At 43.8% G+C, this 20,802-nt stretch carries 16 protein-coding genes; 6 read left to right on the top strand and 10 right to left on the bottom strand.

Annotated elements, in window-relative coordinates:
• Positions 1–6: 6 nt before the first annotated feature.
• The 9 genes from ACTD55_RS11090 to ACTD55_RS11130 all read right to left on the bottom strand — a co-directional run bounded on the left by ACTD55_RS11090 (position 7) and on the right by ACTD55_RS11130 (position 14,279).
• Positions 7–915 (bottom strand): alpha/beta hydrolase family esterase, encoded by a 909-nt coding sequence (locus ACTD55_RS11090; RefSeq protein ID WP_438864394.1) that lies wholly within the window; start codon positions 913–915, stop codon positions 7–9.
• Positions 916–1,409: 494 nt separating this feature from the next.
• Positions 1,410–3,053: a carboxylesterase/lipase family protein gene (locus tag ACTD55_RS11095; RefSeq protein WP_438864395.1), complete on the bottom strand. Its 1,644-nt coding sequence runs from the start codon at positions 3,051–3,053 to the stop codon at positions 1,410–1,412.
• Complete coding sequence (locus ACTD55_RS11100; RefSeq protein ID WP_438864396.1) at positions 3,050–4,414, bottom strand: spinster family MFS transporter; 1,365 nt, start codon at positions 4,412–4,414, stop codon at positions 3,050–3,052. Before ACTD55_RS11100 ends, ACTD55_RS11095 begins: the two co-directional genes overlap by 4 nt.
• Positions 4,415–4,672: 258 nt before the next feature.
• The gene (locus ACTD55_RS11105; protein ID WP_438864397.1) at positions 4,673–6,328 is read right to left on the bottom strand and encodes a carboxylesterase/lipase family protein; all 1,656 of its coding nucleotides are present in this window, start codon (positions 6,326–6,328) and stop codon (positions 4,673–4,675) included.
• A 78-nt stretch (positions 6,329–6,406) separates the two neighbouring features.
• Positions 6,407–8,203 carry an acyl-CoA dehydrogenase C-terminal domain-containing protein gene (locus ACTD55_RS11110; protein ID WP_438864398.1) on the bottom strand — a complete coding sequence of 599 codons (1,797 nt, stop codon included), beginning with the start codon at positions 8,201–8,203 and terminating at the stop codon, positions 6,407–6,409.
• 27 nt (positions 8,204–8,230) lie between these two features.
• Positions 8,231–9,001 carry an SDR family NAD(P)-dependent oxidoreductase gene (locus ACTD55_RS11115; protein ID WP_438864399.1) on the bottom strand — a complete coding sequence of 257 codons (771 nt, stop codon included), beginning with the start codon at positions 8,999–9,001 and terminating at the stop codon, positions 8,231–8,233.
• 52 nt (positions 9,002–9,053) lie between these two features.
• Positions 9,054–10,238: an acetyl-CoA C-acyltransferase gene (locus ACTD55_RS11120; protein ID WP_438864400.1), complete on the bottom strand. Its 1,185-nt coding sequence runs from the start codon at positions 10,236–10,238 to the stop codon at positions 9,054–9,056.
• 48 nt (positions 10,239–10,286) lie between these two features.
• On the bottom strand, positions 10,287–12,416 hold the full coding sequence (locus tag ACTD55_RS11125) for a 3-hydroxyacyl-CoA dehydrogenase NAD-binding domain-containing protein (RefSeq protein ID WP_438864401.1): 2,130 nt from the start codon (positions 12,414–12,416) through the stop codon (positions 10,287–10,289).
• Between the two features lie 57 nt (positions 12,417–12,473).
• Positions 12,474–14,279, bottom strand: coding sequence for an acyl-CoA dehydrogenase (locus tag ACTD55_RS11130; RefSeq protein WP_438864402.1), 1,806 nt, complete (start codon positions 14,277–14,279; stop codon positions 12,474–12,476).
• A gap of 126 nt (positions 14,280–14,405) precedes the next feature.
• On the opposite strand from ACTD55_RS11130, the gene ACTD55_RS11135 reads away from it, so the two are divergent.
• The 3 genes from ACTD55_RS11135 to ACTD55_RS11145 all read left to right on the top strand — a co-directional run bounded on the left by ACTD55_RS11135 (position 14,406) and on the right by ACTD55_RS11145 (position 17,353).
• Positions 14,406–15,914: a PAS domain-containing sensor histidine kinase gene (locus ACTD55_RS11135; RefSeq protein ID WP_438864403.1), complete on the top strand. Its 1,509-nt coding sequence runs from the start codon at positions 14,406–14,408 to the stop codon at positions 15,912–15,914.
• A 34-nt stretch (positions 15,915–15,948) separates the two neighbouring features.
• Positions 15,949–16,560, top strand: a complete 612-nt coding sequence (locus ACTD55_RS11140; RefSeq protein ID WP_438864461.1) for a response regulator transcription factor — start codon at positions 15,949–15,951, stop codon at positions 16,558–16,560.
• Between the two features lie 103 nt (positions 16,561–16,663).
• A complete protein-coding gene (locus tag ACTD55_RS11145; RefSeq protein ID WP_438864404.1) occupies positions 16,664–17,353 on the top strand; it encodes a glutathione S-transferase family protein in 690 nt (229 codons plus the stop codon).
• A gap of 105 nt (positions 17,354–17,458) precedes the next feature.
• Here ACTD55_RS11145 and rpmE read toward each other — a convergent pair whose 3' ends face one another.
• Positions 17,459–17,674: a 50S ribosomal protein L31 gene (rpmE, locus tag ACTD55_RS11150; protein WP_438864405.1), complete on the bottom strand. Its 216-nt coding sequence runs from the start codon at positions 17,672–17,674 to the stop codon at positions 17,459–17,461.
• Positions 17,675–18,124: 450 nt separating this feature from the next.
• Here rpmE and ACTD55_RS11155 point away from each other — a divergent pair, with 450 nt between their 5' ends.
• The 3 genes from ACTD55_RS11155 (at position 18,125) to ACTD55_RS11165 (ending at position 20,638) form a co-directional block, all read left to right on the top strand.
• The gene (locus tag ACTD55_RS11155; protein ID WP_438864406.1) at positions 18,125–18,829 is read left to right on the top strand and encodes an autoinducer binding domain-containing protein; all 705 of its coding nucleotides are present in this window, start codon (positions 18,125–18,127) and stop codon (positions 18,827–18,829) included.
• 602 nt (positions 18,830–19,431) lie between these two features.
• Positions 19,432–19,845 (top strand): hypothetical protein, encoded by a 414-nt coding sequence (locus ACTD55_RS11160; RefSeq protein ID WP_438864407.1) that lies wholly within the window; start codon positions 19,432–19,434, stop codon positions 19,843–19,845.
• 19 nt (positions 19,846–19,864) lie between these two features.
• Positions 19,865–20,638: a hypothetical protein gene (locus ACTD55_RS11165; RefSeq protein ID WP_438864408.1), complete on the top strand. Its 774-nt coding sequence runs from the start codon at positions 19,865–19,867 to the stop codon at positions 20,636–20,638.
• The last annotated feature ends 164 nt before the right edge of the window (positions 20,639–20,802 follow it).

The following is a 20,802-nucleotide window of genomic DNA, read 5'->3' on the forward strand; positions in this document are numbered from 1 at the left end:
TATTAATTAATGTCGACTGAAAAAATCCCAAAATACTTCAGCCACATTAAGCGAGGTCGCCCCATAGGTAATATGAGGTGCCTCTAACTCGCAATAACTTACAGATACACTACATCCCGTATATTCTCGACACCAACTGGTACCAGAAGAAAAGGTTTCAACATAAGAACTTGGATAACCACTACAACTATTTCGCGATGCGTAAATGGCCATCGTATCCGCGGTGCTAAGCATATATTCACCGGCTACATCAGATGATCCACCAATAGGCTGGGTGGTATCGTTTCTACCGTGCATGTACAAGATAGGCCTTACATAAGCAGGATTACAATTTTCCCAGGATTCAGACAACGCAGCGGAGGTAGTTGCATAGGCGTCGAATTCTTCTGGTGCCTCACAAAGAACCCGATGCCCCATATAAGATCCATTTGATAAGCCTGTTAAATAGTTTTTATTAATATTTAGTTTTGCAGCGACATCATTTTTCACGGCCACCAACAACGCAACATCGTCCCAATTCTGTGAAGATGGCGTCCCACAGCAACCAGGAGAGATATAAGAGTCAGAGCCATTAAAGCCTTTGGCTAACCAACCTCCTCCTTTTGCAGGACCACCTCGCGGATAAGCGACCGCAAAGTTTTCAATATCACTTAACTCATACATTCCTGATAGATTACGCTGATTTTCTGGCGTATGTGCAAAGCCATGCACATCAACAACTAATGCAATTGGAGTACCGTCATAACCATCGGGGACATGCAGTAAATACTCCCGCGAACGGCCATCCACCGTGATAGAAAATTCGCAATCAACTCCAGCCTGAATGGTACAGGGTGCAGCTATTGCGGATGATAAAGGGAATAAACTACCAACCAATGCAATAAAGGTTAGTAATGCCTTAGGTAGTGCTTTCATAAACTTCACCTTGGTTTTTACAAAGTCTTAGTGAATCTAAGAATTGCTGTATTTACGTTAATCAAAAGAATGACCACTGATCTTTAAAGGTCCTTCTCTTGTTCAATGTATAACAACCAGCAGTTTCTAGGACTCAACCACAAGCAACTACATCTTCCAATTAAACTACTATATACCATTATAATAATACATTAATTTTACACATAGTTAACATAAATTATATTTATAGTTAATATTATTTCTTTAGATAATAATATTAAACTGAAAGGCTTTTAGGTGAATGAATTGTGCCTGACATTAGGCATCATAATTGAGTCAGGCGTCCGGCAATATTCCATGTTTTTTTAATGTTGAATTAAGTTAAATGCGTATTCAGTCAAGTGTATTGCGGGAAGTTCAGTGAGGGAAAAGTCTAATGTTGGTGTCTGGCTTTATCGATGCCAGTAAGACTTAATTCAGCTACGCCATAAATTAAGCCTTACTGATACCGTCGATTATAAACAGCCCTCGGAGGGTTTAGTGAGTACCGGTGAGATTAGGCCGGTATTCCAGTGCCAGGGAAATTGACCACTTTGCTTACGACGACAAACCGTTTCATCATGCAATTCATACATGCCGGGAAACAGGTTCTCCTGTGGTTTTGGTGTTTCGCCAAATAACATATAAGCTTGCTCGGCCCCATATACGGGCCAATCCGGCTGCTTATTAGCTTTGGGTTTACCGGTTTTAGCGAAACTACTCCAGTACTCTGTCATTGCCGTTGAAAAGGCATGCTCTTCGACGGTATCTGGGTTTTTAGGCCACAATTCAGGGGTACGATCAAAGGTGCCAAAAACATAAGGTAGTTCGCTCGCATGAAAAGCATGTAACCCGGCATTATCAGCAGCAGGATACCCATGATCAAATAAATATAAATATGACGGCTGGCCGATTGCCTGTTGGCTTTTAGCCATTTTTTCAGATGTCCAGCCGTATAAGGCATCCCGAGTTGTTGCATAAATACTTTCTTGCATATCTGAGCTGGGATACAAACGGAGAAACTTATCTGCCAAATCCAGATAACGGGAGCGAATAACTTTCTCATATTCCTCCGCTGACGACGGAACCGGTGGTGCCAACATTTTCAATGAACGAATTTCACCACTATTAAACCCAACCAACAACGGCACTGGTGCTTGCTTCCCCTGATCAAAAATATCGACCATTTGCCCAAATAATGTTTTACCGTCTACATTGGGAATGGGGAAATAATGTTCAGCTGCAGCGCCATTTGTCAAAGCTTGCGCATCCATGGCCCGTAAAGCCGCCAGATCCTTCGCCCCCACTTTGTTGGCAATATATGAGCCAATAGCTTCAGCAGAAAACTGACCGAACTGAGCATTTTTTAAATTGGGTATTGAAACCATATAAGCACTTTGTGCAATAGCTTTGGTGAATAAGCCACGTGCCGCAGGCGCTGCCATTAGGTGCATAACACTTAACGCTCCAGCTGACTCACCGGCGATGGTGATGTTCGCGTTATCCCCACCAAAAGCTTGGATATTATTCTGAATCCACCGCAACGACTCGATTTGATCAAGTAAGCCGTAATTGCCGGAGATATTATCGGCTGATTCAGCGCTTAACGCTGGATGAGCCAAATAACCAAGCACTCCCAGACGATAATTTATCGATACAACCACCATCCCCTGTTCAGCCAATGCCGTACCATCGTAGGACGGTTCTTTACTTGAGCCCGCAGTAAGCGAACCACCGTGAATCCACACAAACACCGGTAAGTTTTTAGCATCTTTGGGCGCCCAGATATTGAGCGTTAAACAGTCTTCACTGCTTGGACTAATATCATTTGCGTAAATACTGGCAACTTTGCGGGTTGGTTGAATACATGCATCGCCAAAAGTTTGTGCCATTTTTACATCTGACCAAGGTGTTACCGGCACCGGAGGTTTCCAACGAGCCTGGCCTACGGGCGGTTGAGCATAAGGAATTCCCTTAAACACGCTTAACGCCCCTTCATAACTACCTTCAACTTTACCTATCGGCGCCTCTACAACGGGGTCTGTAGCTGCAGAAGCAGGTACAGACATCATGCTAAAGGCTAACGAACTTACCGCTATCAATACTTTTATCTGTTTCATTGGATAACCTCATGAGTTTGCTCGGATTCCTTGCGTAACACTCGTGCAAGCCACAGAAAGAGTGCAATAGCCAGGAAATAAAACGGAACTAAAGAATACAATGCCATTTGCAAGGAATTGTCAGGAAAACTAGCGCGGAAAAAGTCGCTAGCCATTCCCACAAAGGTTGGCCCGAAACCTAATCCAATCAAATTCATGATTAATAACAACAACGCACCTGACATTACTCGCTGATTGGGTTTAACTTCCTGCTGGACTAACGCTACCGCTGACGATAAATAAAAGTAGTTGAGGAATGTGGGGCCAATAAGAAAAGCTAACGAAACCTGCCAGGAAGGAGCCCAGACAAATCCAATATAAAACGGGATAGCAATAGCTAATGAAATGGCCGGTAATAATGCATAGGCTTGTTTAGAGCGCTGGGTAAACCGATCGATTAATCGACCAGATACGAAAATCCCCGCACTCATACCTATCCCAACCAACAACGAGTAATAAATACCAATTTCACCCAATGTCATGCCTTTTTCACGCATTAAAAACAATGTTGTGAAATTGACCAAACCATAGGTGACAAATTGCGTGGCACCGCTACCAAATGCGATAAGCATTAATGACCGGGTTGAGAAAAACATTTTAAGTGTTTCAAAAAAAGCGGCTTGTTGATAATCGTCAGTAGCAGGAGCGCCCGGCTTGTCTTGAGGAAGCGTATCTAACCCTCCTCGCTTAGGTTCTCTTACGACAAGTATTAATGCTAATGCGGCAACAATGCCAGCAATACCAAGCACAATAAAGGCGTGCCGCCAGCTGTAGGTAGCCGCAATTGCTGCCCCAAATGCAATACCTAAAGCGGCACCAATGGGTGGCCCCAGATTGAAAATCCCTAATGCTGTCCCACGACGTCCCGGGGGGAAGTAATCGGTAATGATTGCATAAGAAGGCGGCACCCCACCTGCTTCACCAATACCAACCGACATTCGACTAATCACTAGCTGGGGATATGTTTTCGCTAGCCCACAAGCTACCGTTGCAGCGCTCCATATTGTGCATGCAATTGCGAGAACTCGCACCCGATTGGTTCTATCAGCCAACCACCCAACAGGTATTGCAATAAAACAGTAAAAGAGTGCGAAATAAAGACCACTAATCAACCCTAGTTGGCTATCAGAAATATGCAGACTGTCCTGAATCGGCTTAGCCAGTATGGAAAGCAATTGACGATCCAGGAAGTTCAATACATAAATGAAACACAGCATCCCCAGTGCAGTCCAGGCTCTTGCGTCCGGCACACTAGGGGAAATATGAGGTGAGCTACTCTTTTTAACCTTTATTGTTGTTTCCGATATATTATTTGTTGGCATTGAATAGTGTCCCAATTTATTGAATTACATGTTGATGGTTGCAAACCAAAAACTATTAAAATATTGTTTTATAAAGAAATTAAATACGGTTTTTACAATATTATTGTTACTCTAAAACTAAGCTTGAAAGCTCACAAAGTAAGCAACCAGCCACTATCCTAACATTCACTATCACGTGTGTTAACATTTATTTCACGTATAATTTACAAATATTTTGCCGTTTTTTGTACAACGAACAATCTGACTCTGTCTTGCCAACTAACGGCACTGATCCACTAATTTAGTCAGAACGGGGGATCGCAACCCGGCATTCCCGCGCCACGGAAGTTGTCCACTATTTTTGCGACGACAAACAGACGCTTCATGCAATTCATACATGCCGGGAAACAGGTTGGTCATGGGTTGAGGTGTTACACCAAATAGCATATAGGCTTTTTCGTCGCCGTATGCTGGCCAGTCTGGCTGGTTCTCCGCGCGAGGCGTACCAACTTTGGCAAATTCACTCCAATATCCCATCATCGCAGCTGAAAACGCCTGCTGCTCTTTTGTAGTTGGAATCTTGGGCCACAGTGCAGTCGTGCGCTCAAATGACCCAAATACAAAAGGAATTTCGCTGCCGTGGAACGCATGCAATCCGGCCTTATCAGCCGCAGGATAACCATGGTCAAATAAGTACAAATACGCTGGCTGACCAATTGCCTGTTGGCTTTTTGCTATTTTTTCAGATGCCCAACCAAACAGGGCATCACGGGCTGTGGCGTAAATACTCTCTTGCATAGCGCTACTGGGATAAAGGCGCAAAAACGGGTCAGCCAAATCAAGATAACGGGAACGGATGATCTTTTCGTATTCCGCCGACGATTGAGGAACGGGAGGTACCAGCATCTTTAATGAGTGTATTTCACCACTATTAAACCCAACCAATAAGGGCACCGGTGCTTGTTCGCCGCTAGCAAACGTATCAATCACCTGCCCTGTTATTACATTGCCGTCTACCACGGGCTGGGCCAGGTAACGTGCGGCTGCCGCACTATTGGCTAATTGTTGGGGATCCATCGCTCGTAATGACGCCAGGTTTTTTGCACCTACTTTTTTGGCGATATACGTGCCAATCTTCTCGGCAGAAAACTGTCCGTATTTATCCTGTTTTAATTCCGGCGTTGAGGACAGGTGAGCACTTTGCACAACGGCTTTAGCAAATAAACCGCGGGCAACCGGAGATGCCATCAAATACACGACGCTCAGCGCACCGGCGGATTCCCCGGCAATCGTAATATTAGAAACATCTCCACCAAAGGCAGCAATATTGTTATGCAACCAGCGTAATGATTCGATTTGATCGAGCAAACCATAATTACCGGATATTTTATCGGCCGATTCGGCACTTAATTCCGGATGAGCCAAATAGCCCAGTACGCCTAGACGGTAATTGATTGTTACCACTATCATGCCCTGTTCAGCCAACTTGCTACCATCATAAAACGGCTCTTTACTCGCTCCAGCAGTAAGCGCCCCACCATGTATCCACACAAATACCGGTAATTGTTGCGCTTGTTTAGGTGCCCAGATATTTAATGACAGACAGTCTTCACTGCTGGGGCTGATATCACTGCTGTAAATGCCGATTGTTTTTCGACTTGGTTGAATACATGCGTCCCCATAGCTGTGAGCGACTTTTACATCTGACCAGGGGGCAACGGGAACCGGCGGTTTCCAACGACGTTCCCCGATAGGAGGTTGGGCGTACGGTATACCCCTGAATACGTTCAAGGCTCCTTGGGATACACCTTCAATTTTGCCTATGGGTGCATCAACGACCGGGACGGCTTGACTTGCCGTCTCGGCATTACACATCAGCAATAAGTGTGCGATGGCGAGTGTGATTATTGCGATCACGATTTTAAACTGTTTCATTAATTACCTTACTCCTGTTGCCACTTTTTACATAACCCCCTTTAACATCAAGGGTTGCCATGCTTAAGCAGAATTAACCTAGAAAGAAAAGGCTTCCTCAGATAACGCCATTAAATTTTGCGAGCCGGATCGGATGATGCTGGCAATACTGTGAGTGCGCGGCAATATGCGCTCAAAATAAAATTGTGCCGTAATCAGTTTGGCTTGATAGAAACTTTTATCAGCCATTTTTTTATCCAGTCTCTGTTCTGCTTTTACCGCGCTTAACGCCCAAAAATAGGCCAATACAACATAACCTGAGTACATAAGGTAATCATATGCAGCCCCATTAATTTCATCCGCGTTTATTTTACCGGCACTCGTTTTAGCCATTTCGCTAACATCTTTCGTCAGCTCCTGCCATTGCTGAATAGACTGTGATAACTGCTGTGGAAACTTGCCTGGGTAATCCCTACAGAACTGTTGCATCAGTTCAAGTAACGGCTGCATGATTTGAGCATTACTGGCAATAATTTTTCGACCAAGTAAATCCAGTCCCTGAATGGTGTTGGTTCCTTCATAAATTGTCGTTACGCGGGTATCGCGATAGTGCTGTTCTTGACCGGACTCTCGAATAAAACCATGCCCACCCAGGATCTGAATACCATTACTGGTGGCTTCCAGACTGACTTCCGTTAAAAAACCTTTAGCAATCGGCGTTAACAGTGCCAGTAATGCTTCTGCCTGCTGTTGCTGCTCCTTGTTCTTGCTGCGATGAACAATATCCACTTGCTGGGCACAGAAATAATTGAGTAATCGTCCCCCTTCAGCGAATGCTTTTTGGGTTAACAGCATTCGCCGTATATCGGCATGCACAATGATCGGATCAGCCGGTTGTTGAGGGTCGATTCGTACCCGACCACGCATTTGAGTACGTTGCTTGGCATAAGCCAACGCATTTTGAAATGACGCTTCAATATGACCATGGCCTTCTTGAGCCACACCTAAACGTGATTCATTGATAAAGGTAAACATGGCGCTCATACCTTTATGCGGCTGGCCAAGCAAATATCCTGTTGCACCATCGAAGTTCAGTACGCAGGTGGCATTGCCATGGATACCCATTTTTTCTTCGATAGAACCGCAACTAACATTATTGTCCGGGCCAAGTGTGCCATCGGAATGCACTTGTATTTTGGGTACCGCAAACAAAGAAATGCCCTTAATTCCTTGGGGTGCATCAGGAAGACGCGCCAAGACAATATGAACAATGTTTTCACATAAGTCGTGATCACCGGCAGAAATAAAAATCTTATTGCCCGTAATATGGTAACTGCCATCAGAATTCGGTTGCGCTCTGGTTCGCAATAAACCCAAGTCGGAACCACAATGTGCTTCAGTCAGGCACATTGTGCCACTCCACTTGCCAGTAATGAGATGAGGTAAAAAACGCTGTTTAATGTCCTCACTGGCATGAGTATCTATGGTTGAAATCGCCCCACCAGACAAACTGGTATACTGGCACCAGGCATGGTTTGCCGAGGTCATTAATTCTTTAACCACAATAGCCAACGATTTGGGTAACCCCTGCCCGCCATATTCAGGCCGATGTGCGAGTCCAACCCAGCCACTTTCAGTGTACAAATTATATGCCTGCTTGAATCCCTCCGGTGTAGTGACCTTGCCATTACGCCAATGGCAACCTTGTTTGTCACCAATCTGATTTAAGGGCGCAACGACGTTGTCTGCTAATTTGGCTGCTTCTTCAATAATAGTCTGTACCATGTCTTCGCTGGCATCTTCAGTATCAGGTAACCTGTTGTAATGGCGGTTGAAATCCAACACCTCGTTAAAAGCAAATTGAATATCCCGTAACGGCGATTGATATGATTGCATAAAATTACTCTGGTTAAATTTATCTGCTTAAATACCGCAGGCATGGATGGCGCCATCAACGGGCAACACAGCACCATTGACAAACGAACCCGCATCACTGGCCAGCATGATAATCGGGCCGATAAGCTCCTCTAATTGACCTAAGCGCCGAGCAGGCATCCGCTGGATATATTCTTGTCCAGCCTGGGTCTCAAAGTACGCGTCATTGATTTCCGTTTTAAACCACCCCGGTGCCACCGCATTAACCCGTATATGATGTTTCATCAAATCAACAGACAATGCGCGAGTGAGCTGGATAACAGCGCCTTTAGATGCACAATATGCACTCTGTCCCGGTTTGCTGGTCAACCCCAAAATGGAGGCAATATTAATAATACTGCCAGGCTGCTGCGCTTCTACTAATCGCCGACCAGCCTCCTGTGCCACGTTCCAAACACCATTAAAATTAGTGCTCATCACAAAATCTCTGGATTGGTCTGTGATTTTTAGGAAATTGTTGGTATCCGCAACACCGGCATTGTTGACGATGACATTAATCGTCCCAACTTGTGATTCAGCTGTTTCGAATGCGGAATTAACGCTGTCACGATCTGTCACGTCCATCGTCACCGCAAGAGCTTTACCGCCGGCCTTGTCAATTTCGGATACCAACGCATGTAAGCGTTCAGTGCGGCGGGCAGCCACAACAACCGTGGCGCCTGCAGCAGCCAAACCTTTCGCTACGCAATGTCCTATTCCACTTGATGCGCCTGTCACTAAAGCCACTTTTTCGGCTAATGAGAAGATGTTCTGATCCATAAAATTACCTTAATAAAAACCAAGTCAGGGCATCACGCCCTCAACGTGTGTATCAGGCTACTTCAAATAACCCGGCCGCCCCCATGCCTCCACCAACACACATGGTCACCACCACATATTTAATCCCTCGACGCTTACCTTCAATCAATGCGTGAGCGACCAACCTTGAGCCTGTCATTCCGTAGGGATGACCAACTGAAATACCACCACCGTTGACATTATAAATACTTGGGTCGATGCCCAAGTGATCACGACAATACAAGGCTTGAACAGCAAAGGCCTCATTGAGCTCCCACAAGCCAATATCGTTGACCGTTAAACCATGTTGCTTGAGCAACTTAGGGACCGCATAAATAGGACCAATGCCCATTTCTTCAGGAGCATTACCTGCGACCATCATGCCTCGGTATATCCCCAGCGGCTGTAATCCACGTTGTTCCGCAAGTTTGCTTTCCATCACAACCACTGCCGAAGCGCCATCCGAAAGCTGGCTGGCGTTACCTGCTGTGATCACACCATTGTCAACCACGGGATTTAAACCTTGCAGGCTTTCATAAGTGGTTGAAGGACGATTCCCCTCATCTTTGCTGAGTGTCACCTGTTCAAAGGATTGTTGATTAGATTGCTTATCAATAATGACTTTGGTGGTGCTGAACGGCACAATTTCGTCGTCAAACTTCCCGGAGGCTTGAGCCGCCGCTGTCCGCTGCTGAGATTGCAATGCGTATTGGTCCTGTGCTTCCCGCGATATATTGTATTTTTTTGCCACATGCTCTGCGGTGAGCAACATCGGCATATAAGCGTGCTGAGCATGGTTAATGACATTGGGATCTTGAGACTTTCCGACCCAATCAAAATAGGCTTGCTGGATTTCAGAAATGTTTTCCTGCCCACCAGCGACAACCACATTCATGCCATCAACAATAATTTGTTTGGCTGCAGTGGCAATGGCCATTAAACCCGACGAACATTGGCGATCAATAGTTTGCCCAGAAACGGTCACCGGCAATCCCGCGGCGAGTGACGCCATGCGGCCTATATTCATTCCCGCACTGCCACTGTTTAGTACCGAACCAATGATGACATCGTCAATTTCTGATTTATCGATGCCTGAGCGTTCAACGGCATGTTGAATGGCATGGGCCATTAATGTAGGCGATTTGGTATTGTTAAACGCGCCTCGGTAAGCTTTACCAATCGGGGTACGTGCAGTGGAAACGATAACGGCTTCTTTCATTGTTCCTGTTCCTTGTCGATTTTATTTGTGTAAAGGGATAACACAAAGTCAGTGTGATTCATTATTTATGTATGTTTTGAACGATTTGCCCTCGGCTACCAATTTTTCTAGCAGGGGGGCCGGTGTAAACCATTGTCGCCCATATTCTCCCAACTCAATTTGGTATCGGTTAATAGCACTGAGGATGTTGTCCAGACCAATTTCATCCGCATATTGCATCGGCCCACCACGAAAAGTGGGGAATCCGTATCCATTACAATAAACCGTATCGATATCGCTGGAACGACATGCGATCCCTTCATCAAGCACCTGAGCCCCTTCGTTTACTAGCATGTAGAGGGTGCGCTGCAAAATTTCCTGATCCGGGATTTGACGCTGTTTAATTCCATACTGTTGAGCCAGTTGTGCAGCTAACTGAGTAACCTGTGTGTTGGCGCGCTTGTCGCGGCCATCATAAAGATAAAATCCCCGCGCTGTTTTTTGTCCGTGGTGACCCAGCTCATATAGCTTGTCACAAATAGCGGCATAACTGGGATCACGAGCGTAAAACGCTTGTTTATTACCCTGACGGGTCAGATAGCCAACATCAATTCCGGCCAGATCGATCATGCTGGGAAAACCCATTGCCATACCAAATTGACACAGAACATTGTCAATTTGCTCGGGACTGGCACCTTCAAGTATCAAACGTGACGCTTCACGGGCATAAGGTTCTAACATACGATTACCGATGAACCCCCAGCATACTCCAGCCACGACCGGTACTTTGTTAATACGCTGGGCCATACTAATCATGGACACAATGACATCATCGGCGGTGTGTTTGCCACGCACAATTTCCAGCAAACGCATCACATTGGCCGGACTAAAAAAGTGTAAACCGATCACATCGGACGGACGTTGCGTTACCGCGGCAATGTCGTTTACATCGAGGGTGGATGTATTGGTTGCCAATATCGCACCGGCCTGGCAGATTTCATCAAGCTTTTTAAACACACGTTGCTTAATTTGCATCTCTTCAAAAACGGCTTCGATAACCAGATCGGCGTCCTGAATGTCATTATAATCTGTGCTAACCGCAAGCTTTGACAAGCACTGTTCCATCTGTGCTTCTGTCAATTTTCCTTTTTGTACACTAGCCAGATAATGACTTTTAATCGTATTAAGGCCCCGCTCTAGTGCTTGTTCGCTCAGATCCAGTATTAGGGTAGCGATACCGGCACTGGCAAAATTCATTGCAATGCCTCCTCCCATCGTGCCGGCGCCAATCACCGCCACTTTATTTATGTCACGACTGGCGGTGCCAGGCTTGATACCCGGTACTTTTTTGGCTGCTCGTTCAGCAAAAAAGATATGTTGCTGAGCTCTGGCTTGGGGTGATTGTATGCACTCCTGAAAAAGCGAGGCTTCGAGTTGTAATCCTGCTGAAAAAGGTAATTCACAAGCGGCCTGTACACATTGAATAATCTTTTCTGGCGCCATAAATCCGCGACTACGACGGGCAATGCTGGCGCGAAAACCACTGAAAAAATTGTCTGGCAGTTGGCTTGTATCAACCTTTAGCCTGGCACAATTTCGTAATACTATATCGGCATCGATCAAGTGCTGCGCATAACCGATTGCCATATCAATAAAATCACTTTCGCCAGCATGAACGCAATCGACAATCCCTGCAGCTAACGCTTTTTCTGCCGAAATGGGGGTGCCCGAGATCATCATTTGCAACGCCAGTTCTGCACCCGCAATGCGTGGTAAACGCTGAGTTCCCCCGGCTCCGGGCAAAATGCCCAGTTTGACTTCAGGTAGACCAAATTGTGCTTGTGGTAGTGCAATAATAAAGTCACAGGCGAGTGTCAACTCAAAGCCACCACCCAGTGCCATGCCGTTGACCGCCGCAATAACCGGTTTGCTTGAGTCCTCTATTACATGGCATAAATCCGGCAGACTGGGAGAAGCCAGTGCCTGCTCGGTACCAAATTCACTAATATCCGCCCCGGCACAAAAAACATTCGCCGTTGAAGCGATAACAATAGCTTCAACTTTGCTGTCTTTACTGGCTTGCAGGTAAGCGTTAAAAATCGCTGCCCGTAGCCTTTGGCCTAATCCGTTTACCGGTGGACTCTGTAAACTGATTACAGCAATATTTTCTTCAACAGAGTAATTAATCAGCGCCGTCATGAATAAGCCTTTTGATTGGAATGATGAGGTGTGGTTAAACAACAAAAGAGCAACATATCAAAACCACTCGTCCTGCATTTGGTAGGGTATCTGGTTGAATCCTTTTAATAACGCTACTTGGTGGTAGATTTTGGGTAACTCCCATTGCATGTAATAGCGTGCCGCTTGCAACTTGCCGCGATAAAAACGGTGGTCATTTTCATGCAGCGTTTTGGTGGTCAAGGCTTCAGTGGCTTTTAATGCCTGTCTAAGCCATATCCAACTGGCGACAACACAGCCAAACACATCCAGATAAACCGTCGCATTAGCAAGCGTTAAATCAGGTGATTCGGCTAATTCGGCCGACAATATGCTGGTTACATCATTTAGCGCGTTTAGCGCCTTTGACAGTGCAAAGGCCAGAGGCGCGGTTTGATCCAGATTATTTGCCTTGTTGATTGTGGTTAAAATTTCATTGCTCAATAACGTTAAGCCCTGGCCATTATTGACAATGACTTTTCGTCCCAGCAGGTCGAGGCCATGAATGGCTTCAGTGCCTTCATGAATCGGATTTAGGCGATTGTCGCGGTAGTATTGCTCCACCGGATATTCCCGAATGTAGCCGGAACCACCCAATACCTGAATGGCCAATTCATTGGCTTTTAAACAATATTTAGCGGTCCAGGATTTCACTATTGGTGTAATAAGATCAAGTATTAAACCAGCCCGCTGGCGCTGCTGTTGATTGTCGGCAGTATGTATATCTTCAAATAACGAGCTGGCGTAAAGACACATCGCCAGTGCCCCTTCACTGTAAGCCTTTTGTGCTAGCAGCATACGGCGCACATCAGCATGTTGAATAATATTTACTTGCCTGGATTGTGGGTTTTTATTTGAAGGTAAACGCCCTTGCGGTCTCTCCCGAGCAAAATTGAGTGAGCAGTTAAAACCTTGATAACCTAAAGCGGCAGCGCCAAGCCCAACACCAATCCGCGCTTCATTCATCATTTGAAACATATAAAAAAGGCCGTGGTGTGGTTCCCCAATCAAATACGCTACTGCCCCTTGTTTTTCGCCGAAATTTAATACGGTGGACGTAGTATTTCGATACCCCATTTTATGCAGTAAACCGGCCAGCGAAACATCATTGCGTTGCCCCAATGTGCGATCGTCATTAACCAGATATTTGGGACATATAAAAAGAGATATACCTTTAGTACCTGCGGGCGCACCTTCTATTTTTGCCAACACCAGATGAACAATATTTTCAGTGATATTTTGATCACCACCTGAAATAAACATTTTTTGGCCAAAGAGTCGATAACTGCCATCCTCGGCCAATTTTGCCGTGGTTTTAATATCAGCAAGTGCAGAACCTTGGCCAGGTTCAGTTAACGCCATAGTACCTGCGTAAATTCCTGCCTGCATTGGGGGGAGAAACAAGGACTTCTGTTGTTCGCTTCCAAATGCATTAATCAAGTTTGCCGCACCAATACTAAGAAAGGGATAACCGGTTGTTGCGATATTGGCGGCCGAGAAATAAGCCATACAGGCACGCAGGATAACCTCGGGAAGCTGCATCCCGCCCTGCTCAAAGTCATAGTGTGCAGCTAAAAAACCGGCTTCAGCAAATGCATCCCAGGCTTCTTTCGTTTCTGGCAACATGGTGAGATTCTGTCCATCAAATGACGGTTCGTTGGCATCCCCCATACTGTTGTGATTAGCAAAATATCTTTCCGCAATAGTGCAGGCAGTAGCTAAAGTGGCATCAAATATTTCCCTCGAATGCTCTTGATAACGCGGTCGATGCAACAGTCCCTCAGTGTCGAGGAATTCGTAGAGTAAAAATTCAATATCGCGAAGATTTAACAGTTTTTGGTTCATTCGGATGTTCAACACCAAATAAGTAAGGGTATACCCCTACTTTATGTAATTCACTAATCTTGATCAAGTCTAAAAATGTAATAATATAAGGGTATATACTTAATTATTACCTTCTGCGGGATTCTATTGACTAAAAAAATAAGAGAAATCAATACGTTGGATCTTAGTGATGAGCGTTACCGATTTTTAGTTGAACAGTCAGGAGATTTGATCAGTACGCATCGCCCTGGCGACTGGGCTTATACTGCGGTCAATCCCGCGGTGAAAGTCGTTTGTGGTTATCAGCCTGAAGAGATCATGGGTAAACCGGCTTATGATTATTTTCACCCGGATGATGCTGAAGCGATGAAAAACAAGCTAATTCCGGCAATTTATCGACATGGTATTCGCACCTTTCGTTACCGACACCGACATAAGAATGGTAAATATTATTGGGTCGAGAGCACCCACCGTTCAATCCGGGATGACAATAGTGGCGAATTACAAGAAATCATCGCGGTAACCCGGGATATCAACGCCCAGGTCGAAGCCCAGGAAATGAGTCAACGTTTAGCCAAAGTAGTGGAGGCATCGTCGGATCTACTGGTTTTTTGCAACCAGAGTTATCAAATCACTTATATGAATCCTTCTGCGTTGCGATTTTTTGATGTCGCCAAACAATCGACACCAATAGATTTGAGTCATTTATTTTCCGCCCAAAGCGTCCAGAAACTGACAGCATTGGCCGCAGACATTGCCCAGTCCAGCGACAACTGGCGCGGTAACTTACCGATTAAATCCAGCCAGTTCTCTGAACGATTCATTGTGTTGCAAGAGCTATTAATCCACTCCCAGCAAAGTACCAATGAGACCGGTGATCACTATGTTTTCATTTTTAAGGACATTAGCGCTCAAAAGCGGGCAGAACAGGAAAAACATCAACATCAGGCAGAAATTGCCCATGCATCCAGATTGATGACAATGGGAGAAATGGCATCCGGATTGGCGCACGAAATTAACCAGCCATTGGCCACGACGCTAAATTATGCGCGCGGAGCGTTAAGGCATCTAGAGCATGGTACGTTAGATGATATTGAGAAAGTCCGCTCCGTGTTTGATAATATTGTGCGCCAAACCCAACGAGCCGCAGATATTGTCAAGCGGTTGAGAACGTTGGTAAAAAAAACGCCTTATCAACGTTCCAAAGTTTCGCTCAATGTTCTATGCCGGGACGTGGTATTTTTTCTGCAACATGAACTACAGGATAGCCAAACCACGGTTCAACTGGACTTGGCTTCGGATATACCAGAAATTGATGCCGACAACGTGCAGATTGAACAAGTGCTAATCAATCTGTTACGTAACGCAATAGATGCTTATAGCAACATTTCAGCTGAAGAAAAGTGTGTTCATATCCAAACCCGGTATGATGCGCAAACAGTATCACTCTTGGTGACAGATCACGGGCGAGGCATAGCTGACAGTTTGATCCAGTGTTTATTTGATCCCTATGTCAGTGATAAACCAACGGGTTTAGGGATGGGATTATCGATTTCCCGTACCATTATTGAAGCCCATGGTGGTGAGATTTCCGTTAAATCCGACAAAAGTACATTCACCACTTTTCAAGTGATTTTGCCGCGTCCCATATCATGACAATTGACAAAAAAGAGTATATGCCTTGAATACAATGACAATTTATATTGTGGACGATGATGCCGCCTTTCGAGAGTCTCTGGTTTGGTTGCTGGAAGGAGCTGGCCATATTGTTAGTGCATATGAAAGTGGCGAGGCTTTCTTACACGCTTGTACAGACAATAAAGATTCAATACAGGGATGTTTGTTACTTGATGTCCGCATGAACGGAATGAGCGGGCTGACCTTGCAACAAGAGTTAAACCAACGCGCTATTACACTCCCGGTCATTATCGTCACCGGCCATGCAGATGTCGCTATGGCAGTACAAGCGATGAAAAATAAGGCCGTTGATTTTATTGAAAAACCCTTTGATGACGATAAATTATTAAGGTTGATTGACCGGATACTCGGTGATTTATCACAACAAAGTACTATAGAGAAACAACAAACACAGCATATTGAACGATGGCGTTCATTGACCAAACGGGAGGAACAGGTGGCTCAGTTGGTCATTGCTGGGCGAGTAAATAGAGAAATTGCTGAACAACTCGGTATTAGTATCAAAACCGTTGAAATTCATCGCAGTCGTGTCATGAGCAAAATGCAGGCGCGGAATATTGCGGAATTAATAAAACAACACGTCGATCTTCAGCCCTCTATATAATTAAATTAAGCTCGAAAAGGTGGCTCTACTCTTTTAGTAGCCAACATTTAGCGCACAAATTACCATCTAACAACTGACCTTTTATTTTTTGGAGAGCCCATAAATGCTGCAACTATACATTGCTAACAAAAATTACTCGTCATGGTCACTACGGCCATGGGTTTTGATGCAGCAGCTGGGCATTGAGTTCGAAGAAATATTGGTGCCTTTTGGACTGTCAAAGGATCCAGCCGGTTTTCATGCTTTCTCGCCTACCGGTAAAGTGCCCTGTCTGGTTGATAATGGCACCACCATCTGGGACTCGTTGGCAATTATCGAATATCTGGCAGAATCACATGCGACAGTTTGGCCTGCGAATAAAGTAGCAAGAGCCTGGGCGCGCAGTGCCAGTGCGGAAATGCATTCCGGTTTTGGTCAAATCCGCAATATTTGCGGCATGAATTGCGGCTTACGAGTGAAGTTGTATGCCCCCGAAGCTGAGCTGCTGACAGAATGGCAACGAGTTGACCAGTTATGGTGTGAAGGACTGGATAAATTCGGTGGACCTTTTTTGGCTGGTGATCATTTTACTGCCGTTGATGCGTTTTACGCCCCGCTAGCTTTTCGGGCACAAACTTATACGCCGGCATTATCAGAACAAGCCAATCAATATGTACAACGCCTATTGGCATTAGCGCCAATGCAGCAATGGTATCAAGCTGCATTAGCAGAAGGTTGGCGTGATGATGCTCACGAGGAAGAAGCCAAAGCAGTGGGTGAGTGGTTAGCCGATTTTCGCAGCGAAGCAGACTAAAATGTATTGCACTTGGCAATATGGATGTTAAAGGGATGACTTTTGCAGGTATTGGCAGACACAAAAAAGGCGCTTAACGCGCCTTTTTTAACAAATGCTGTCAGCTTACTTCTTAGAAGAAAGACCACCGAAGCGTTTGTTGAATTTCTCGATACGACCACCGCTATCAACGTTACGTTGTTTACCAGTATAGAACGGGTGACATTCTGAACATACGTCCAGGAACAAATCATTCTTACAAGTAGAACGGATAGTCATTTTGTTACCACAAGAACAGTTTGCAGTAATTTCGTTATATTCCGGGTGTATACCTTCTTTCATGGGATAGCCTCTTTATTTTGGCCCGTATCGCAATCCGGCCCGTAGCCAAACACCATACGTGTTTTACAGTTAACAACCTGCTGGTTGCATTTTTTGGAGGCGGGATTCTAAAGTATGCCACCGCTACAGGCAAGTACTATTTGTGGTTTTAATAACCGATTTCAATAAAACATTTATCACGCCAAGGCGCAAAGATCACAGAGGGAAAGATAATTCAGCAACGAGTGGCGAGCTTCGAGCGACGAGCTAAAGAAAAACACACTGGACCCCGTTCCGGCTCAAAGGATTACCGGTATGACGAAGACTACCGGGGTGACAAATAAAACAACACGTGGGGATAACAGATAAAAATATAATCACCACAACAGTCCAAAGAATGGATAAGAAAGGGTGGACTAATCTATTCAATCGGAGTAAAAAGACAACTAATAAAACGGAATTTATTAGAACATGGATGTATTTATTTCAGATTGTTTCTCTCAATTGGTTCAAAATTTAACTTTTTCATTAAGTTGTCGTCAATTATTCCATAAGCTAAACGACATTGTTCAATATTTGGGGTTTGACTATTATGCATATAGTGTTCATGCGGCTTTTCCTGTAAGTAATCCAAGTTTTGTATTTTATAGTAATTACCCTGATGAATGGAAAAAAAAGTACGCAAAGAATAACTACCCTATAGAAGACCCAACGATAATACACGGCCTTAAAACTTCACTTCCTCTCATATGGAGAGCTAATGAGGTAACTAAACAAAAGAATTTCTGGGAAAATGCATTTACTCACAAGATTAGGTGTGGATGGACTCAATCTGCCGTACTGAATCCTCATAATACTGCCGTTTTTACTATGGCATGTAAAAAGCAAATTGATGTTTCACACCAGTTACAATCTCACCTGCTTACTTTGAGCGCTACGTTCCATAATTTATACACTAAAGTGGTGCTTGCTGAAGTGCCAGATATAAATCTAACAAAAAGAGAAATTGAAATCCTAAAATGGTGTTCTGATGGAAAAACATCCGAAGAGATCGCCATGATACTTAATGTCAAAAAGCGCACAATTAGTTTTCATATAGCGAATGCGATAAATAAGCTTAATGTAAATAATAAAACATCTGCTGCTGTTAGAGCCGTTCAATTGAAAATTCCATAAAACATTCAGCTTTTGAACATAATCTGACCGAGCCGAGATCATAAAATCATCAGTCCGGCTTCAGCTTAAAACACTTAGGCTCATGCTCTTGTTCTGGTGTTTAAGTTAACCCTCTCATTTATCGTCAATAGTATTTCTGCACATAACCAATGGTTCCCGGCAACTTATTGCCTAGTGTAGGAAAGCTTTGGGTGATAAATAGTTTAAAAAATTAACCTTCTTAGCATAAATACTTCATTGATCACATCCGGATCAGTTTTTGGATAGCAAGTATTTGAAATATATACAATATTAGGTTCTCATAAATAAATTTATATGTTGCAGATGCTTTTGCAGACTTATGACCAGACAGCTGATTTACCCTGTCATTTATGCCAGTTTTTAATCGGCTAGATGTCTGATTTAATCTTTCTGACGGGAATTACATGCTCTTTAAATAATCGTTTCAAATCAATGGTGTTATATAAGTTAATGATATTTAACATAAAATATTTTCAGCGTGAGTTGATTGATTGTGAGTAAAGAGCATTTTGTCTTTAGTCAACATTCTTAATTCATTGAAAGGATAACTGTAATGAAAACTTAAAAAAATATTAAACATATTGGTTTTATTTTCTCTATTAGGTGCAACTTCAGCATATGCTCAAACAGGTTCTTGGGAAGAGGAAAGGCCTCGTTATACAATTTATGGAAGTGGTGGGTATGCTGAAACCCTGTTTTATAATTTGCAGACACCAAGAACAGGCATCCACATTACAAATGTAGAATGGAATTGGGTTGGTTATAGCAATGGATTTGATTCGCAAACAGTGGAAATTTGTTATAGAACACCTAGCGGCTACAATGACGTACTATGTTTTGATATATCAGACCTCCAAACAGGTCAATTAAGCGGCTTTAATGGATATGACCCCAGAGGAACAATAGTGCTACGTTATACCCTGGTTGGTGGCACGTATTATGCCTATGGAACTAGTGGAGCTGACGACATAATAACAGTCACTTATAGCGATTAAGATAAAATTAGGGGGTAGGATGCTAATAGATACCGACAAAGTTACTATTGATTCAAGAGCCATAGTCTCAAAAGATGTGATTGACAAAGAGGCGGTCGGAGACTATCAAGTTGAATTATCTGAAATTACACTTAGTCAAACTGGGCAAGACATTAATGATCTTTATCAAAAGGTTTTACAGGTCGCAAAAGAGCATCCATCCCCTATTTATATATCAGTAGATAAACGCTTTGAGTTGTTGGAAAAGACGGCAAGTATGATCGCTGCGAAATCAGATATTAGTTATACATCTGAGCAAATCCATAGGGCTTCACAAGATGTTGGGAAAGAGCTAAATATTACTGAAATTCCCCCCGGAGATATAAGCGCCGGAGGGGGAAATGTATTTTCTTTTCTAAGCCAAGAAGATAAAACTCGTTTAGGCGAGGCTTATCAACATGCACTGGATAACAACTCCGATCTGAAAGACGTAAACACTGTTGCTTTTACTTTAGCTATTGCTAAATTTAGGGAAGAAAAAATTGCTTCTGGGACTATCTACGGAACTTTTAGTAAAGAAGAAAGAGAAAGTCTCTATGAGCTTAACAATAAATTAGAAGCTCCTTCTGATGAAATAAAACAATCAGGAAGAGATTTCGTTGAAGTATTGAAAAGCGAGTTAGAGGGGAATGATCTATTTTCTTCAAATCCTTTTTTAAAAACATTAATTCAACGTGATAGTATTTTTGATATATTAGAAGCAAGAGACCCAGACTACTTTAATAAAAATATCCGTAAAAAGTTTTTCACTTAATTTGTAAGCTTTTTTGCTGATTCTGACACAAAAATAGGTTGTTTGAGCAGAGTCGAAAGTGAGCTGTTTTTTTACAGATAATAGAGTACTATTTTTTCACAGAATACATTAATGGAAAGTTAGTAATATATTTGAGTACTACTTTGTCGTTGTGAATTTTTCGA

The sequence above is a fragment of the Neptunicella sp. genome, assembly GCF_048268085.1.
Classification (GTDB): Bacteria; Pseudomonadota; Gammaproteobacteria; order Enterobacterales; family Alteromonadaceae; genus Neptunicella.

What these genes read in the sequence shown, in the direction of transcription:
- ACTD55_RS11125 (WP_438864401.1), bottom strand. Translation starts at nt 12,416, where the DNA reads ATGACGGCGCTGATTAATTACTCTGTTGAAGAAAATATTGCTGTAATC.
- ACTD55_RS11130 (WP_438864402.1), bottom strand. Translation starts at nt 14,279, where the DNA reads ATGAACCAAAAACTGTTAAATCTTCGCGATATTGAATTTTTACTCTAC.
- ACTD55_RS11100 (WP_438864396.1), bottom strand. Translation starts at nt 4,414, where the DNA reads ATGCCAACAAATAATATATCGGAAACAACAATAAAGGTTAAAAAGAGT.
- ACTD55_RS11115 (WP_438864399.1), bottom strand. Translation starts at nt 9,001, where the DNA reads ATGGATCAGAACATCTTCTCATTAGCCGAAAAAGTGGCTTTAGTGACA.
- ACTD55_RS11095 (WP_438864395.1), bottom strand. Translation starts at nt 3,053, where the DNA reads ATGAAACAGATAAAAGTATTGATAGCGGTAAGTTCGTTAGCCTTTAGC.
- ACTD55_RS11090 (WP_438864394.1), bottom strand. Translation starts at nt 915, where the DNA reads ATGAAAGCACTACCTAAGGCATTACTAACCTTTATTGCATTGGTTGGT.
- ACTD55_RS11140 (WP_438864461.1), top strand. Translation starts at nt 15,949, where the DNA reads ATGACAATTTATATTGTGGACGATGATGCCGCCTTTCGAGAGTCTCTG.
- rpmE (WP_438864405.1), bottom strand. Translation starts at nt 17,674, where the DNA reads ATGAAAGAAGGTATACACCCGGAATATAACGAAATTACTGCAAACTGT.
- ACTD55_RS11165 (WP_438864408.1), top strand. Translation starts at nt 19,865, where the DNA reads ATGCTAATAGATACCGACAAAGTTACTATTGATTCAAGAGCCATAGTC.
- ACTD55_RS11120 (WP_438864400.1), bottom strand. Translation starts at nt 10,238, where the DNA reads ATGAAAGAAGCCGTTATCGTTTCCACTGCACGTACCCCGATTGGTAAA.
- ACTD55_RS11155 (WP_438864406.1), top strand. Translation starts at nt 18,125, where the DNA reads ATGGATGTATTTATTTCAGATTGTTTCTCTCAATTGGTTCAAAATTTA.
- ACTD55_RS11145 (WP_438864404.1), top strand. Translation starts at nt 16,664, where the DNA reads ATGCTGCAACTATACATTGCTAACAAAAATTACTCGTCATGGTCACTA.
- ACTD55_RS11110 (WP_438864398.1), bottom strand. Translation starts at nt 8,203, where the DNA reads ATGCAATCATATCAATCGCCGTTACGGGATATTCAATTTGCTTTTAAC.
- ACTD55_RS11105 (WP_438864397.1), bottom strand. Translation starts at nt 6,328, where the DNA reads ATGAAACAGTTTAAAATCGTGATCGCAATAATCACACTCGCCATCGCA.